The 14,380-nt window shown below is 62.1% G+C and carries 18 protein-coding genes; 7 read left to right on the top strand and 11 right to left on the bottom strand.

The window, feature by feature from the left end:
- Positions 1 to 49: 49 nt before the first annotated feature.
- The 3 genes from NKJ35_RS04440 to NKJ35_RS04430 are packed head-to-tail and all read right to left on the bottom strand — an operon-like array spanning position 50 to position 2,405.
- Complete coding sequence (locus NKJ35_RS04440; RefSeq protein ID WP_352645267.1) at positions 50 to 595, bottom strand: flavin reductase family protein; 546 nt, start codon at positions 593 to 595, stop codon at positions 50 to 52.
- Positions 595 to 1,692, bottom strand: a complete 1,098-nt coding sequence (locus NKJ35_RS04435; protein ID WP_352645265.1) for an LLM class flavin-dependent oxidoreductase — start codon at positions 1,690 to 1,692, stop codon at positions 595 to 597. Before NKJ35_RS04435 ends, NKJ35_RS04440 begins: the two co-directional genes overlap by 1 nt.
- Complete coding sequence (locus tag NKJ35_RS04430; RefSeq protein ID WP_352645264.1) at positions 1,689 to 2,405, bottom strand: GntR family transcriptional regulator; 717 nt, start codon at positions 2,403 to 2,405, stop codon at positions 1,689 to 1,691. The genes NKJ35_RS04435 and NKJ35_RS04430 overlap by 4 nt, the downstream gene beginning before the upstream one ends.
- Positions 2,406 to 2,846: 441 nt before the next feature.
- Between NKJ35_RS04430 and NKJ35_RS04425 the strand changes: the two genes are divergently transcribed.
- Positions 2,847 to 3,113 carry a hypothetical protein gene (locus NKJ35_RS04425; protein ID WP_352505406.1) on the top strand — a complete coding sequence of 89 codons (267 nt, stop codon included), beginning with the start codon at positions 2,847 to 2,849 and terminating at the stop codon, positions 3,111 to 3,113.
- A gap of 41 nt (positions 3,114 to 3,154) precedes the next feature.
- On the opposite strand, the gene NKJ35_RS04420 is transcribed toward NKJ35_RS04425, so the two are convergent.
- The 7 genes from NKJ35_RS04420 to NKJ35_RS04390 form a co-directional block, all read right to left on the bottom strand.
- Entirely contained in the window at positions 3,155 to 3,373 is a 219-nt protein-coding gene (locus NKJ35_RS04420) for a hypothetical protein (protein WP_352645263.1), read from the bottom strand.
- A 3-nt stretch (positions 3,374 to 3,376) separates the two neighbouring features.
- Positions 3,377 to 3,562 (bottom strand): hypothetical protein, encoded by a 186-nt coding sequence (locus NKJ35_RS04415; RefSeq protein ID WP_352645262.1) that lies wholly within the window; start codon positions 3,560 to 3,562, stop codon positions 3,377 to 3,379.
- 137 nt (positions 3,563 to 3,699) lie between these two features.
- Complete coding sequence (locus tag NKJ35_RS04410; protein ID WP_352645260.1) at positions 3,700 to 3,900, bottom strand: hypothetical protein; 201 nt, start codon at positions 3,898 to 3,900, stop codon at positions 3,700 to 3,702.
- Positions 3,901 to 4,005: 105 nt separating this feature from the next.
- Positions 4,006 to 4,443: a GFA family protein gene (locus NKJ35_RS04405; RefSeq protein ID WP_352505410.1), complete on the bottom strand. Its 438-nt coding sequence runs from the start codon at positions 4,441 to 4,443 to the stop codon at positions 4,006 to 4,008.
- A 27-nt stretch (positions 4,444 to 4,470) separates the two neighbouring features.
- Positions 4,471 to 4,689, bottom strand: a complete 219-nt coding sequence (locus NKJ35_RS04400; RefSeq protein ID WP_254818791.1) for a hypothetical protein — start codon at positions 4,687 to 4,689, stop codon at positions 4,471 to 4,473.
- Between the two features lie 151 nt (positions 4,690 to 4,840).
- A complete protein-coding gene (locus tag NKJ35_RS04395) occupies positions 4,841 to 5,200 on the bottom strand; it encodes a response regulator (RefSeq protein WP_352645259.1) in 360 nt (119 codons plus the stop codon).
- Positions 5,197 to 8,301: a CheR family methyltransferase gene (locus tag NKJ35_RS04390; protein WP_352645258.1), complete on the bottom strand. Its 3,105-nt coding sequence runs from the start codon at positions 8,299 to 8,301 to the stop codon at positions 5,197 to 5,199. Before NKJ35_RS04390 ends, NKJ35_RS04395 begins: the two co-directional genes overlap by 4 nt.
- Positions 8,302 to 8,467: 166 nt before the next feature.
- Between NKJ35_RS04390 and NKJ35_RS04385 the strand changes: the two genes are divergently transcribed.
- Together NKJ35_RS04385 and NKJ35_RS04380 are read left to right on the top strand one after the other, a co-directional pair.
- Positions 8,468 to 8,665, top strand: a complete 198-nt coding sequence (locus tag NKJ35_RS04385; protein ID WP_352645256.1) for a hypothetical protein — start codon at positions 8,468 to 8,470, stop codon at positions 8,663 to 8,665.
- A 1-nt stretch (position 8,666) separates the two neighbouring features.
- A complete protein-coding gene (locus NKJ35_RS04380) occupies positions 8,667 to 9,263 on the top strand; it encodes a response regulator (protein ID WP_352645255.1) in 597 nt (198 codons plus the stop codon).
- Between the two features lie 29 nt (positions 9,264 to 9,292).
- Here the strand turns inward: NKJ35_RS04380 and NKJ35_RS04375 are convergent, their stop codons facing one another.
- On the bottom strand, positions 9,293 to 9,565 hold the full coding sequence (locus tag NKJ35_RS04375; RefSeq protein ID WP_352505415.1) for a hypothetical protein: 273 nt from the start codon (positions 9,563 to 9,565) through the stop codon (positions 9,293 to 9,295).
- A 256-nt stretch (positions 9,566 to 9,821) separates the two neighbouring features.
- Here NKJ35_RS04375 and NKJ35_RS04370 point away from each other — a divergent pair, with 256 nt between their 5' ends.
- Genes NKJ35_RS04370 through NKJ35_RS04355 form a run of 4 tightly spaced genes read left to right on the top strand, consistent with a single transcriptional unit; the run spans position 9,822 to position 14,378 of the window.
- Complete coding sequence (locus tag NKJ35_RS04370) at positions 9,822 to 10,928, top strand: NAD-dependent epimerase/dehydratase family protein (RefSeq protein ID WP_352645253.1); 1,107 nt, start codon at positions 9,822 to 9,824, stop codon at positions 10,926 to 10,928.
- Positions 10,925 to 12,004, top strand: a complete 1,080-nt coding sequence (locus NKJ35_RS04365; protein ID WP_352645251.1) for an NAD-dependent epimerase/dehydratase family protein — start codon at positions 10,925 to 10,927, stop codon at positions 12,002 to 12,004. The genes NKJ35_RS04370 and NKJ35_RS04365 overlap by 4 nt, the downstream gene beginning before the upstream one ends.
- The gene (locus tag NKJ35_RS04360) at positions 12,001 to 13,293 is read left to right on the top strand and encodes a TIGR04295 family B12-binding domain-containing radical SAM protein (protein ID WP_352645249.1); all 1,293 of its coding nucleotides are present in this window, start codon (positions 12,001 to 12,003) and stop codon (positions 13,291 to 13,293) included. Before NKJ35_RS04365 ends, NKJ35_RS04360 begins: the two co-directional genes overlap by 4 nt.
- Positions 13,278 to 14,378, top strand: coding sequence for a glycosyltransferase family 4 protein (locus NKJ35_RS04355; protein ID WP_352645247.1), 1,101 nt, complete (start codon positions 13,278 to 13,280; stop codon positions 14,376 to 14,378). The genes NKJ35_RS04360 and NKJ35_RS04355 overlap by 16 nt, the downstream gene beginning before the upstream one ends.
- Positions 14,379 to 14,380 lie beyond the last annotated feature (2 nt).

Raw genomic sequence — 14,380 nt, 5'->3', positions numbered from 1 at the left:
TCATCGGGCCGATCTGAAATTGCACGCTACGCCGCCACACGAACGGCGGTTAGTTGACATCATCTCCTACTGTCAGGAACCGCCCATGCGCGTAGAAGACCGGCGATCGGTGAGCGCGATCCAGCGCAACGGCCGAGACGATGCCGATGACGATCATGTGCGACGCCCGCACGATGATTTCGGCCACCACGCACTCGAACATTGCCCGCGCGCCGACAAGCAAGGGCGCGCCGGTTTCGCCGCGCACCCATGATCCGGACGAGAACCGCGCGGCGCCCTTGGCTTTGGTCATGCCGCCAAAGGCACGCACAACGTTCTCCTGGTCGCCGGCGGGAAGATTGACCGAAAAAGGCAAACCTTCGCGAATGGCCGAGGCAAAGGTGCTGCCGCGGTTGACACAGGCAAGCAGCGAAGGCGGCTCGGCACTGAACGAGCAGAGAGCCGTCGCCGTGATGCCGCAAAAGCCGATCTCGTCATGCTCCGACGCGAGGATGGCGACGGAGCCCGCCACGGCCCGCATAGCTTGCTTGAACGCGCGCGGATCGATGGCGTTGTGCCCATCCACCCATAGCGTCGGAATGGCGGCGGCCGGCATCAATTTACTCGAAGCCCGGCCTGGCGCATCAGCGGCAGCACGCGGTCGCAGAAGAAGGGCAGTTCGTAGGTGTAGTTGACGAATGTGAGGGCGGCGCCGGAATAACCCTGTTCCATGATCTCGGTGAGGTCGTCGACGATCTTTTCCGGCGTGCCGATGAGCGGGAACGTCCCGGCACCGCCGGCGAACCTCTGCCGATATTCGGTGAAGGCCTTCGCGTCATGCGAGTTCGCGAATTCCTTCTTCTTGCGCATATGCTCGTCGACGGCACCCTCGTCCGCGCATTCGAGCGCGTAGTGCCGGTAGTAATCCTCGGCTTCCTGCTGGGTCTCCCGGCAGACGACGTGACAGACCGTATAGACGCCGACTTCGCGCCCGACTTCGGCCGCGCGGTTGGTAATGTCGACCACATGCGCACGTCCGTCGGCAATTTCGGAAAACGTCGAAAACAGATAGTCACAGTGGCGCGCCGCATAGTTGCGCCCCGGCGCGCCGAACGCGGCGTTCATGGTCACCGGTCGTGGCACTTGCAAGCTTGGCGGGCGGCTAACGACACCCTTGAGATCATAGAACTCGCCGCTGAAGTCGAACGGCTCCCTCGATTGATAGGCACGCACGATGATGTTGATCCATTCCTCGGCCTGATCGTAGGTCCGCTCGCCGACCGTCTGCCCGAACATAGCGAACTCGTCCGGGTTCCAGCCGCAGACGATGTTCAAGCCGGCACGCCCGTTGGAGATGTGGTCGACCGTCGCCAGCGCTTTGGCAGCCTGCAGCGGATGAACCAGCGGCACATGCACCGTCATGAACAGGCCGATGTTTTCCGTGGCGACAGCAAGACCCGCCGCCCAGGTGAACGTCTCAAACGACCATTCCCGCACATGCGTCAAACCGCCGAAGCCGCGCCAGCGGGCGATCGGCAGCAGAAACTCGAGGCCGGCGCGGTCGGCGATGCAGGCGGAATTGAGGTTGTCTTCCCAGCGGGCACGCCAGCGCTCGGGAACGGTGGTCATTGCCAGGCCGCCATCGGCGTTCATGGAGAAGACGCCGAGCTTGAACCTGTTCGGCCCTTTCAGCGGGTGCTGCTTCCTGGTCATGGTTTCCCCGGCTGCGACATGCTCTCACCTTCACCTGTGGAATTTTGAGACGGAGGGCTCAGCTTCATGAAACGCTCCTCGGCGTTCTGAATGAAGTGGGTCATACGGTCGTAAGCGGCGACGGCGTCGCGCTTGACGAATGCCTCATAGATTGCGCGCATGCCGGCCACGACGACGGCCTGCGTCGGCTGGTGCGACAGCGTCCTTAAACGGACGACGAGGACATGGTCGGCGAACCTTGCAATGGTTTGTGAAAGGCGCTGGTTCTCGACAGCGCCGAGCCAGCAATTCCTGAATGCCGAATTGGCCTGGAAGAAGCGGTCGGCATCGCCGGCGGCGGCCGCAGCCTCCGCCTCCCGAAGCGCGGCCGCAAGCGTCTTGAGGCCAGCGGCGTCGAGTGTCCGCGCAGCGTGTGCGGCGGCCCGGGGCTCGAGCAAGCGGCGGACCTCGAAGATGTCGGCGACATCCGTTGCGGTAAGCGTGGGCAGGGTGAAGCCGCGTGTGGTGCCGACGAGATAGCCCTCATGCACCAGCTGCATCAAGGCGTCGCGGACAGGCATTCTGGAAATGCCGAGCTGGGCGGCGATGTCGACATCTACGAGCTTCTGGCCAGGCGCCAATTCGCCATGCTGTATGGTCAGACGGATTTGTTGATAGACCTGGGCACGCAGATTGCCATCGCCAACCCGTTTGAGCTCTATCGTTTCCGTCATCCACGCCTTCCCATGCGAAGATTTCGTATATCGTTTGAGGGCTGGTGTTCTCGCAGTATCCGTTGAAATGCAGCTACATATCGAGAGAATTCGACCTGCAGGCCACGTTCCAATGCGAAGTGGAGCACAGGCTGGATCGCCTGGCAAGATGTTTTAAGTTTATAATGTATACTGTTTAGGTTCGTTGTCCGGAGGGCAGAGGGTCACGCCATCCGTGCGGTCGCGCCGCGCGACGCGGGGAGAGCCAGCGATCCGCGCGGTTCGGTAAAAACGTACAGACGTTTTCGCGTGACACATCGAGGCTGGCGGATTTAACTAAAATACTTGCGATCTGCGCGCGCCGGCACGCCCACCCGATCCCCTCGCCGGTGCGCATTACTGGATCGCCCGCCGCATCGAAAGGTGCGGCGGGCTTTTCGTTTCGTTTGGCGGGAGGCGCTTATGCGAGACTTGCCCAGGGATATCGACGCAGACGTCGTGATCGAAATCAGCAAGCTGCTCGACGACCGGGCGAAGTCCGTGCCGGTGCCGGTGCACAAGCTGGCGGCGATGATCCGGCTGGGCGTGGAGACGCGTCTGACCAATCACTCCATCGAAGAGCTGATCGTGGAGATGGCCGCGACGCGAGGGCTTCCGATGCTGTTTGATTTGCCGGCGGCAAATGTCGACAATGTCGTGCCGTTCGCCTCGGCGCGCCGTCCCCGCTGAAATTTCGCTCGAGCCACCGATCTTCGCGTCGCCACCCGATTTCACTTGCCCTGACGCGCAGGCCGGGTGTCGCCTTTCTTTTCGGGGTCGTGGGTATGGTGGCTGTCGCGTTCGCCGCCGCCCCCGGAGACCTTGCTGTGGCTGCGCCGGTCGGAATCGGCCGGCGGCTTTTCGACGCTCAGCGGCTTCTTGGCGTTTTCGTGCGCCGCGCCGGGACCACCCTGGCGGATGCTGGCAGGAGTCTTCTTCGACGTGGACATGACCTAGCGATCCTGGACGTTGCCTTGATGGATGGTGTTGACCTTCGTATTGCCTTGCTGGCCCTGCTTGTCGGGATCCGGCACGGTCGATTGGCCGTGCGGTGCTTGGTCGGCGGCTACCGGTTTTTTGTCACCGGCTCCTTTTGGGCTCAGATTCTCCGGTGGAACAGGGGGAGGTTTTGTGCTCATGGCGTTTCTCCTTCCGCCACCCAAACAAGCGGGTCGGGAGAAAAGTTCCAGATGGCCCGGTCCGAACGGCAATTGCTGCGAATAGCCGGGCCAGCAGGCCGTGGCTTGGGCCGGCGGAAGGCCTGCGCAATCCAGGATTATTTCTTGATGATGGTTCCGTTGTTCAGATCGAAGGCCTGGGCACCGAAAGCCTGTTTATAGAAATCCTCCTGCAGCTCGCCCCATTCGCCGAGATAGGCGCCGCAATTGCTGCAATAGATCGGCGTCGAATCCTTCGGGTCGTCGGGAATATCCATCAGGATCGTCCCGCACGCCTTGCAATCGAGCTTGTCATCCAAACGGCGGCTCATCGGCCGATAATTGCGCGTTTTCGGCCCCGCGCCAACTGTCGTTTTCGTACGCAGCCCCGATGGCACGTCTTCCAACTTGCAACGGACCCCAGGCTAGCGTTCCGCCGGATTTCCGAAGGTCGGATCTCGCCGCCTCGAATACGTCCCCACCCGCGGCAGCTCGTCTGGAAAGTCGACCCAGGGCAACCTCATGTCCCAGTATGCATGGGCCTGTGGCGGAAACCGTTCGGGGTGATCGAGAAAGCCGATTGCCAGATAGAGTTCGTCGGGCAACCCTTGGTCGACATAGCCGATCGATGTCCCGCAATCCGCGCAGAAGGACCGGAGCACGCCGGAGGTTTTCGAAAATGTCCTCGGCGTGCCGGTGAGCAACGTGAATTCGGAAGGCCGATAACCGACCCACACCGTCAGAGGGCTTCCTATCGCCTTGCGACAGTCGTCATCGTGATCGGAGCAAATCCAGAAAGGCTCGCCGCGCATCTCCGCCGTTATGGCGCCGCAAAAACAGGAGCCCGTTTCAGTTCGTGGCATTGGTTAACTTCATTGCTGGACCGGCCTTCATTGCTGGCCTGGCATTTCGGTATTTTCCTTGGGGTTCTTCTTGATGCCGGCGGCAGGCGAGGTATCGGCCGGAGCATTGCCACCCTGGTTCTGTTCAGGGGCTCTTTTGAGCGGCGAGGTTTGCCAGCCCATATCGCCGTACAAAAAGCCTATGAGAAAGCCGACGATGATGATGGCCGAAATCACCATCGCAATTAACGCGTTACGTCGCTCCATTTCGCGCGGCTCCTTTCTTCGAGCCGAACAAACGATGGCGGAAATGGTTCCGGAAGGCCTCGACCGGAATCGGCGGCGGCAGGCTGGCACCTCGCTGCCCCACCGACAAGCCGCTGGATTGAAAAGGCGGGCCCGCTGGAACGACAGGAATTCAGCCGGCGCGCGCGAGTTCATCTACGGCATTCAAAATCGCACTTTGGCTCGCCGGCTTCTGCACGATCCTGCAAGCGCGGAACCCGGCTGGAATTTCGCGTTCGCCGTACCCGGAGAGGAAGGCGAACGGAACACCGCGCGTTTGCAACGCTTCCGCGATCGGATAGCTGGTTTCGTCGTTCAACTGGATATCCAACAACGCCGCGTCGATGCCGCCTTCGCCAACGAGCCGAAGTGCTGCCGTTACCGACGAAACCGGTCCAACCACCTGATGGCCGGCTTTGCGCAGGTAAGCCGCCGCGTCGTCGGCGATCAGCCATTCATCCTCGACGATCAGCACACGCACCTTTCCGGTCACGACGAGCCCTCGCGGGTCAGAGGGAATGCAATTTCCGCCTCCAAACCATTTGAGCGGAAAGTTGTTTCAATTTTTCCGCCCAGCCTGTAGCCGATTTCTCCGCGCAGAAGGGTAAGGCCGAAGCCGCTGTCGGTTGGCTCCTTGATGCGGGGGCCGCCCTTCTCGCGCCAGACGAGCTTGAAGGTTCCATCCACCACCGACCATTTCACAATTATCCGCCCGGCAGGCTTCGACAGTGCGCCATATTTAGCGGCATTGGTCGCCAGTTCATGGATTGCCATGCCGAACGAAAGCCCCTGTACAGGCTTGAGGCTTACCCGCTTGCCATCGAGCTCGAACCGTTCGGCCCCGAAGGGACCAAGCTCCTGGCGCAGCAGTTCCTCGACGGAGGCTTCCGTCCAGCTTTCGCGCGAGAGCAGACTGTAGGCTCGTGACATTGCATGCAGACGGCCGATCAAAGCTTCAGCGAACTCGTCTTTTGACGCCGAGTATTCCCGCGTCCGGTTGGTGATGCTGGCGACAACCGCCAGCATGTTCTTGACGCGATGGTTCAGCTCCGAGATGAGCACCTGCTGACGCTCTTCCGCCTGCGCCAGTGTCGTCACGTCGATCAGTGTCACGACCACGCCCTGGATGCTGCCGCCTTTGTCCCGGTAAGGGTTGATGCGGACCAGGTAGAACCGGCCCTTGTCGTCGCGCGCAAGGTGATGGTTCAGGGTCTCTCCCGTCTCGAACACCGCCTGGATGTGCCGCTTCAACTCGGGGTAGTCGAGTTGGCTCGAAAGATCGGTCAGCGGTCGGCCGACATCTGACGGACGCAAGTTGAAGAACGACGACGCGGCAGGAGTAAAGGTTCGCACCACAAGGTTGCGGTCGAGGAAGATGGTGGCGATTTCCGTGCTTTCGAACAAGTTTCTGAGATCGCTGTTGGCGCGATCGAGTTCCTCTATCTTGCCGGTCAGTTCCGCATTGATGGTGTTGAGCTCTTCGTTGAGCGACTGCATTTCCTCCTTCGAGGCCTCAAGCTCCTCATTCGTCGACTGTGCCTCTTCATTGACGGAGACGAGTTCCTCGTTCGAAGATTTTACTTCCTCCAGCGCGGTTTCGTACTCCTCGATGGTCGACTGCAGCCGCTCGCGCGTGTCGCGCAACTCCCGTTCGAGATCGGCCGCGTCGTCTGTGCCGCGGCTTTCGCGGGCCGGATCGGAGCGTATCTGGGCCTGCCCCACCGGATTGAACAGGACGAGGTAGAGGGGCTCGCCATTGCTGCGTTCCGTGTACGGCTCGACTGTCAGTGTAATGAACTGAAGCTGTCCGTCGTCTTCTTCGACCGCTATGTTCTCCCGCACGACCGTGCGGCGCGTCGTTGCTGCTTCCCGCAACGCGGCGCGCATCTCAAGTCTCAGCCCGCGGCGGGCCAAGGTCAGCAACTGCCGGCTCGGGGCACCTTGCGGCGCTTCCAGATATTTACCCGTCCGTGCCGAATAGTAGACGATGTCGCCATCGCCATTGACCAGCACGTGAGGCGGGGCGAACCGCTCCAGCACCTGAGCCTCGATTGCCTGGCGCAGCGAATGGCTCGCGCCATCGTTTTTTGAGCCACGGCGTCCCGCCGGCAGGGCAGCTGTGAAGCCATTGCCGATCAGGACCGGCGGTCGCGGCGTGGCATGTTCCCGCGCCTGGAATATCCGCTGCTTTTTATCGACCGTGGCGAACAGGTCGCCGTGCTGACCGACGCTTTCCGAGGTGCCGAGGAACAGATAACCGCCCGGCCTCAGCGCATAGTGGAAGATCGGGACGACCCGGTTCTGGATCTGCGGGCCGAAATAGATCAACAGGTTGCGGCACGAAATCATATCCATACGCGAGAACGGAGGATCGCGGATGACGCTGTGCGGGGAAAAAATGCAGAGTTCGCGCACCTCTTTGGCCAGCACATAGCTCTCGCCGTCGCTGTGGAAAAAGCGTTGCCTGCGCTGTGGCGATAGCCCGTGCAGCAGCGCTTCGGGATAACGCGCCGCACGCGCCACCGCGAGCGCCGGCTCGTCGATGTCGGTCGCGAATATCTGGACGCGCGGCGGCGCGGGAAGTTTCTCCATGCGCTCGCGCATCAGCATGCCGATCGAGAACACCTCCTCGCCGGTGGCGCAGCCGGGCACCCAGACACGCACCGCATCGGACGCGTTCCTGCCCTCGAAAATCTGCGGTATGATCTTGTCCTCCAGCAATTTGAACGCTTCGGCGTCCCGAAAAAAGCTGGTGACATTGATGAGCAGGTCGCGAAACAGCTTCGCCACCTCGTCGGGATCCCTCTTCAGCCGTTCTATGTAGGTGCTGATCGACTGTAGCTGCGTTATCTGCATGCGCCGCTTTACGCGACGCAGGAACGTCTTGGCCTTGTAGCCGGAAAAGTCGTGACCGGAATGGCTGCGCAGAATGGCGTAGATTTCATCGCGGGCTCGATCTATCTCGGCCTTGCGTTCGTCGTCCGCTTCGGTCAGGCCGTTCAGCACGTCGAAACCGCGGACAAACGCCTGAAGCTTTGCACCGATCTGCTCGGCGGGCGCCGCTATGTCGATCAGGCCGCTCGAAATCGCGCTCTGCGGCATATCTGGATTGCGGGGGCCGGAACCGTTGGAGGCCTGGGCAATGGTCAGCCCGCCATGCTCCTTAATTGCCCTGGCGCCGAGCGTGCCGTCCGAATCGCCACCCGACAAAATAATGCCGACGGCATACTCGCCCTGGTCCTCGGCCAATGCGCTGAAGAAGATATCGATCGGCTTGCGCTCGCGGTTGAGCGTGTTCGGCCGGCGCAGCGAAAGCGCGCCCTTACGGATGGTGAGGACGACGTTTTGCGGCATCACATAGACCTGGTCGGGTTGGACCGCTGCCCCCTCCTCGGCCACCAAGACCGGCATTTCGGTATAACGTCGGATGACCTCGTGCAGCAGGCTTTCCCGCTCCGGGCTGAGATGCGTGACGACGACGAACGCCATGCCGGTGTCGCCGGTCAGCCCTTTGAACAGGCCCTCCATCGCGGGAATGCCGCCGGCCGATGCGCCGACCCCGACTATGGGAAATCTTCCATTCTGGGATGCCACGCCAAGCCCCTGGTAACAGCCGCAAACACAAAGCCGTCAAATCGGGCCTTAGACCCAAATCGCGCCTCAGATTAAGACCGGGCCGAGCCTGAGGCCAGTAAATAGTCCACCAACGGAACAAAGTACCGCCGGTGGGCATTAACATTTGACTTTGGAGGCGGTTCCAATGGCAAAACGATCACCTGAAATAAAGCCGGCCAAGCGAATTCTGTTGCCCTCGCCGGATCTGACCAAGTTCCCGGTATCTGAAAACATTCCGCCTCGCCTGCTCGCGCTCGCGGAACGGTTGCAAGAGGTATTGGAGCGCCACTTTGCAGAAGTCCGCGCCGACAAGCGTAGATCCCGCAGAAAGAAGGAACAATGAGGTGCGCGACCTGCAAGGCCTACATATCCTGATCGTCGAGGACGAATGGATGCTGGCGGGGGATCTTGCACGTTATTTCAGCAAGATGGGCGCCGTGGTGCTTGGCCCGGTAGCGACGGTGGAACAGGCATCGAAACATACGGACGAGGCCGAAGCCGCGATCCTGGACATCAATCTCAACGGACGACGGGTATTTCCGATCGCCGACGAACTGATGCGCCGTGGCGTGCCGTTCGTGTTTTTCAGCGGCGATGAAGACATCGTTATTCCCGAGCGGCTTCGGTATGCCAGCAGCCTCCGAAAATCCTCGGACGCCCAGGCTGTTTTCGACGCTCTCTTTCCAGCCGAGACGTCGGCATCGACAGAAGGTCGAGCGTCGGAGCCCTCGGACGACGTATTTTCGCTGCTGCCTAAGCTCAGGCTCGCGGCGCGCCTGCTGCTGGGAGATGTCGAGGCCTCCGACCGGCTGGTCGAGCGGACGCTCGAACAGGCTATCGGCGAAATCGACCGGAGACCATCCGGCTCCTCCACCGAGGACTGGCTCAACGGCATCATGCGAAACATCGTCAGGGCACGTGGAGCGAACCTGCTGCACTGACCGCGGCAGTTGCCGGCAATCAGACGAGGTCAGCCTTTCCGGTTGCGTTCGACGAATTTGTTGAAGCGGCTGGTTTTGCCGCCGCTGGTCTCTTCCTGGTAGAGGAAGGCCAGTTCGTTCTCGTCGAATATCCTGAAGAACTCGTCCCATTCGACAGGCTCGAACGTCTCTTCAGGCTCGCCGAAGTCGATGCGCAGTATGCCGCCCTCGCCCTTGGTGCGCACCACCGCCGGCCGGCCATCGCGATCCTCGGCCCAACGGCGGATTTCATCATGATCGGTGGTCGTCTTCGATTCAGACATTCCAATCTCCCTTCGATTCCACCGCACACCGCGAGATCCCGGTCTGCCTCGTACAACCAGCAGATGCATTGCTGCCGAGCATATGCGCGCGGTTGGTCGATTATGGCTCCTAACACCAAGCGCGCTTCGATGTTCCCGTGCCCAGCCCAAGGCGGTCGCTTCCGGAGCGCAGCGCTCGGGAACTTTGTTGAAGCAAGGGAACAAACCTTTCGCCCGGAAGTTTGGGGCGGCAAAGCCATTCGTATGAGGAGTTGTCGTGAAACGTATACTGGTCACGGGAGGCTGCGGTTTTATCGGCCGCCACGTCGCCCAGGAACTCGTTGAACATGGCTATGGGGTTTCAATTCTCGATGCGTTGCTGGACCAGGTGCATGGCGGCGAGGCAATCAGCCTGCCGCCAGGCGCCAAGCTGATCAAAGGCGACGTTCGCGATCGCGAGGCCATCGCAGAGGCGGTCGACGATGTCGACGCGATCATTCACCTGGCGGCCGAAGTCGGTGTCGGCCAGTCCATGTACGAGATCGCCCGCTATGTCGGCGCCAACGACCTCGGCACCGCCACGCTGCTGGAAGTGCTGATCAAACGCCCGATCGAACGGATCGTCGTTGCTTCGTCGATGAGCGTCTATGGCGAGGGTCTCTATGCCACGCCGGACGGCCGGCGCATCGACAATGCAAGACGGCAGCCGGACGATATCCGCAGCGGCCAATGGAATCCCCTGTCGCCGGAAGGCGAAGTCCTGTCGCCGCTGCCCACGGACGAGCAGAAACCGGTCGACCTCGCCTCGATCTACGCGCTGACAAAATACGCCCAGGAACGCGCCGTACTGATCTTCGGTGAAGCCTATGGCATCGACGCGGTGGCACTGCGCCTGTTCAATGTCTTCGGCGCCGGACAGGCGCTCTCGAACCCGTATACCGGCGTCCTGGCGAACTTCGCCTCGCGCATCGCCAATGGCCAGCGACCGCTGATTTTCGAGGACGGCGAACAGCAGCGGGATTTCGTGCACGTGCGCGACGTTGCCCGCGCCTTCCGGCTGGCGCTGGAACAGCCCCAGGCGCGCAGCCACGTCATCAACATCGGCAGCGGGCGGGCCTACGCAGTCAGCGACGTCGCCCGGCTGCTCGCCGAAGCAATGGGCGTGCCTGGCCGCCAGCCGGAAATCCTCGGCAAGGCACGCTCCGGCGATATCCGCAATTGCTTTGCCGACATATCGAAGGCGCGCGAATTGCTCGGCTTCCAGCCGCAATACCGGCTGGAGCATTCGCTCGGCGATTTCGTCGCATGGGTGCGCAACACCGTCGCCATCGATCGCAGCGCCGAGATGAAGCGGGAACTCGAAGCGCGAGGGCTGGTATCATGAGACCGGATTCACCCGATTTTCGCGAAGCGCCCGTCGCCGTTATCGGCGGCAGCGGCTTCATCGGCTCCAACCTCGCCGACAGCCTGTTGTCGGATGGCGAACCGGTGCTGGTCATCGATAATCTGAGCCGTCCCGGCGTCGAGCAGAACCTCGAATGGCTGACGCAAAAGCACGGCAGCCGTCTCACCATTGAAATCGTCGACATCCGCGAGGCCGAGGCGCTGATGCCGCTGGTGGCTGGTTCGAAGGCGGTTTTCCACTTTGCCGCGCAGACCGCCGTCACCACGAGCCTGGTTCGGCCGGACGAGGATTTCGACATCAACCTGCGCGGAACGTTCAACGTCCTGGAAGCCGCTCGCCGCAGCGGCAAACGCATCCCCGTCGTTTTCGCCAGCACCAACAAGGTCTATGGGCGGCTCGCTGACATTGCGATGCGCGAAGACGACGGCAAATATGCGCCTTGCGACGCCAGCATCCAGGCGCACGGCATTGACGAGACGCGCGGCCTTGATTTCTGCACGCCCTATGGCTGCTCCAAGGGCGCGGCGGACCAGTATGTCCTCGACTACGCCAAGTCATACGATCTGCCGACGGCGGTGCTGCGCATGAGCTGCATCTATGGACCGCGCCAGTTCGGGACGGAGGATCAGGGCTGGGTCGCCCATTTCCTGCTTAGCGCGTTCTCCAACCGGCCGATCACCATCTATGGCGATGGCAAACAGGTACGCGACGTCCTGCACGTTGCCGACGCGGTCGCGGCTTACCGCGCCGTGCTCGACCGGATCGAGGAAATCAAGGGCCAGGCATTCAATCTCGGGGGCGGACCGGAAAACGCCGTCAGCCTGCGCATGCTACTGAACGAGATTTGCGACATAACGAAACGGGACGTTTCGATCCGCTACGACCGCGAACGCACCGGCGACCAACCATTCTTCGTCGCCGACACACGCGCGATCGAGGCGGCGCTGGGATGGAAAGCGCATGTCCCGTGGCGAAACGGCATCCGCGACCTCGCCGACTGGCTGCAGCGTCATCGCGCCGACCCGCATCCCGAACCGGCGAGGTACGTGGCATGAAGGTCGCTCTGGTCAATCCGTCCTGGACCTACCAGGACAGCATCTATTTCGGCTGCCGCCAGCCGCATCTGCCGCTCGAACTCGGCTATTCGAAAGCCTTGCTCGAAGCCGCCGGCCACGAGGTGCTGATGCTGGACGGGCAGATCCAGAAGCTCGACAATGCCGCGCTTGCCGATCGCGTCGCCACTTTCGAGCCTGATATGACCGTCGTCAGCACCGCGCCGACCTACCTGTTCTGGCGCTGCGCACCGCCCGAGTTGCGCGTGCCAGCTGAGTTCCTCAACCATCTTGCCGGGTGCGGCGGCCGCACCGTCGCCGTCGGGCCGCATGGCTCGGCGACGCCGGCGCCGACTTTGCGCAAGCTTGGCGTCGACATTGTCGTGCGCGGCGAATGCGAGGAAGTGGTCGTGGAACTCGCCCGGCGCGACGACTGGAATGCTGTGCCGTCCACCGCCCATTTTGAGGATGGAGAACTGGTTTCGAACGGCGGCGTGCATGCGAGCTCGTTCATCGATCACCCGGCGCTCGAATGGCCATCGGACTGGATTGCCGCCCATTCGCACCACCATCACCGCTTCGACGACAACCAGGTCGGCTTTGGCGCCGAGGTCGAGGCTTCGCGCGGCTGCCCGTATAATTGCAGCTTCTGCGCCAAGATCGATTTCCGCGACGCCTATCGCCGCCGGAACCACGAAGCGGTGATCGCCGAGATCGACCGGCTGATCGCACAGGGCGTCGGCTACATCTACTTCATCGACGAGATATTCCTGCCGCAAAAGGCATTGCTGGAAGCGCTGGTCGATCGCGATGTGAAGTTCGGGGTGCAGACGCGCATCGACCTTTGGAAACCGGAACTGCTGAAACTGCTCGGCGCCGCCGGCTGCGTCTCGATCGAGGCGGGGCTCGAAAGCCTGACGGTGGAAGGCCGCGCCATGTTGGCAAAACGCTGCCGGCTGGGCACCGAGGAACTGGCTGCGTTGCTGGTCGACGCCAGGCGCCATGTGCCGTTCGTTCAGGCCAATCTCATCGGCGTGGTCGAAGACGATCCCGCGCTGGTCGACTATTGGCGAAAGCACCTGATCGACAACGGCGTTTGGGCCAACGAACCGGTGCCGCTTTATCCTTATCCGAGTTCGCCCAGCTACCGCGAACTTTGGGGCGAGCCGGACGATCTCGCCTGGGAGCGCGCGCATGAACATTACCTCGCCTCCTTCCGGACGTTCAGCGACATCCAGGAGAAGCGTCCGCGTCCGCTGGCTGAATTGGAGGCCACATGTTGCGGACACTGAGCCCGCCGCGTCGCATCCTGATGACTGTCGATGCCGTCGGCGGCGTCTGGCGCTATGCGCTCGATCTGGCCAGGCAACTGGTCGCCGGCGGCGACAGCGTCGTGTTTGCCGGGCTTGGTCCGGAACCGTCCAGGCAGCAGGCCGAGGAGGCCCAGTCATTCGCGGCGCTGACCTGGCTCAACACGCCGCCCGAATGGATGACCCGCGACGAGCACGACCTCGACGCGTTGCAGCAGGAGCTGCTCCCGTTCATCCGTGACTACGCCATCGAAATCGTCCATCTCAACGCGCCGACGCAGGCAGCGGGCCTCGACGTGCCCTGCCCGGTGGTGGCGGTGTCGCATTCCTGCGTGGTGACATGGTTCCACGCCGTCAAAGGACAGGCGGCGGACGGCGATTGGGCCTGGCAAAAGGACCGCAACCGGCGCGGTTTCGACAACGCAGGCATGGTCGTTGCACCCAGCCGCAGCCATGCCGACATGCTGGAAACCTGCTACGGGCCGATCGCCCGCCTGAGCGTCGTCGGCAACGGTGCACGGCCCGGGCCGAAGAGCGAAAGGCGGGAATCGGTCGTTTTCGCCGCTGCGCGCTGGTGGGACGAAGGAAAGAATGCGGCGGTGCTGGACCGGGCCGCCTCCCGCACGCAATGGCCGATCTTCGTCGCTGGCTCGCTGCAAGGGCCGGACGGCCAGCATGTTGGCTTCAGCCACGCCGTTCCCGTCGGGCCGGTACCGCATGAGGAAGTGCGCCTGCTGATGGCGCGGGCCGGCATTTTCGTATCGCCGTCGCTCTATGAACCGTTCGGTCTGGCCACGCTGGAAGCCGCGATGTCGAAGACGCCTTTGGTGCTCGCCGATATTTCGACCTATCGCGAACTGTGGGACGGCGCGGCCATGTTCTACGACGCGCGCGATCCGGGCGATCTCGCCAGATGCATCAGCAGCCTTTGCAGCGACGCGCAGCGCCGGCGAGAACTCGGTGAGGCAGCGGCCCGCCGAAGCCGCAGATTTTCATTGGCAAGACAGGCGACCGCTATGCGCGGCGTCTACGACAAGGCGGCCCTGGCCACCATGGCGGATAGTTGATT

It is taken from the genome of Mesorhizobium sp. M0136 (genome assembly GCF_040322515.1).
Classification (GTDB): domain Bacteria; phylum Pseudomonadota; class Alphaproteobacteria; order Rhizobiales; family Rhizobiaceae; genus Mesorhizobium.
The sequence above is the reverse complement of the archived record's forward strand: the minus strand, read 5'-3'. Positions and strand labels throughout refer to the sequence as shown.

Coding starts and splice junctions, on each gene's coding strand:
- NKJ35_RS04440 (WP_352645267.1), bottom strand. CDS start 595: ATGCCGGCCGCCGCCATTCCGACGCTATGGGTGGATGGGCACAACGCC.
- NKJ35_RS04435 (WP_352645265.1), bottom strand. CDS start 1,692: ATGACCAGGAAGCAGCACCCGCTGAAAGGGCCGAACAGGTTCAAGCTC.
- NKJ35_RS04430 (WP_352645264.1), bottom strand. CDS start 2,405: ATGACGGAAACGATAGAGCTCAAACGGGTTGGCGATGGCAATCTGCGT.
- NKJ35_RS04425 (WP_352505406.1), top strand. CDS start 2,847: ATGCGAGACTTGCCCAGGGATATCGACGCAGACGTCGTGATCGAAATC.
- NKJ35_RS04420 (WP_352645263.1), bottom strand. CDS start 3,373: ATGTCCACGTCGAAGAAGACTCCTGCCAGCATCCGCCAGGGTGGTCCC.
- NKJ35_RS04415 (WP_352645262.1), bottom strand. CDS start 3,562: ATGAGCACAAAACCTCCCCCTGTTCCACCGGAGAATCTGAGCCCAAAA.
- NKJ35_RS04405 (WP_352505410.1), bottom strand. CDS start 4,443: ATGCCACGAACTGAAACGGGCTCCTGTTTTTGCGGCGCCATAACGGCG.
- NKJ35_RS04400 (WP_254818791.1), bottom strand. CDS start 4,689: ATGGAGCGACGTAACGCGTTAATTGCGATGGTGATTTCGGCCATCATC.
- NKJ35_RS04385 (WP_352645256.1), top strand. CDS start 8,468: ATGGCAAAACGATCACCTGAAATAAAGCCGGCCAAGCGAATTCTGTTG.
- NKJ35_RS04375 (WP_352505415.1), bottom strand. CDS start 9,565: ATGTCTGAATCGAAGACGACCACCGATCATGATGAAATCCGCCGTTGG.
- NKJ35_RS04365 (WP_352645251.1), top strand. CDS start 10,925: ATGAGACCGGATTCACCCGATTTTCGCGAAGCGCCCGTCGCCGTTATC.
- NKJ35_RS04360 (WP_352645249.1), top strand. CDS start 12,001: ATGAAGGTCGCTCTGGTCAATCCGTCCTGGACCTACCAGGACAGCATC.
- NKJ35_RS04355 (WP_352645247.1), top strand. CDS start 13,278: ATGTTGCGGACACTGAGCCCGCCGCGTCGCATCCTGATGACTGTCGAT.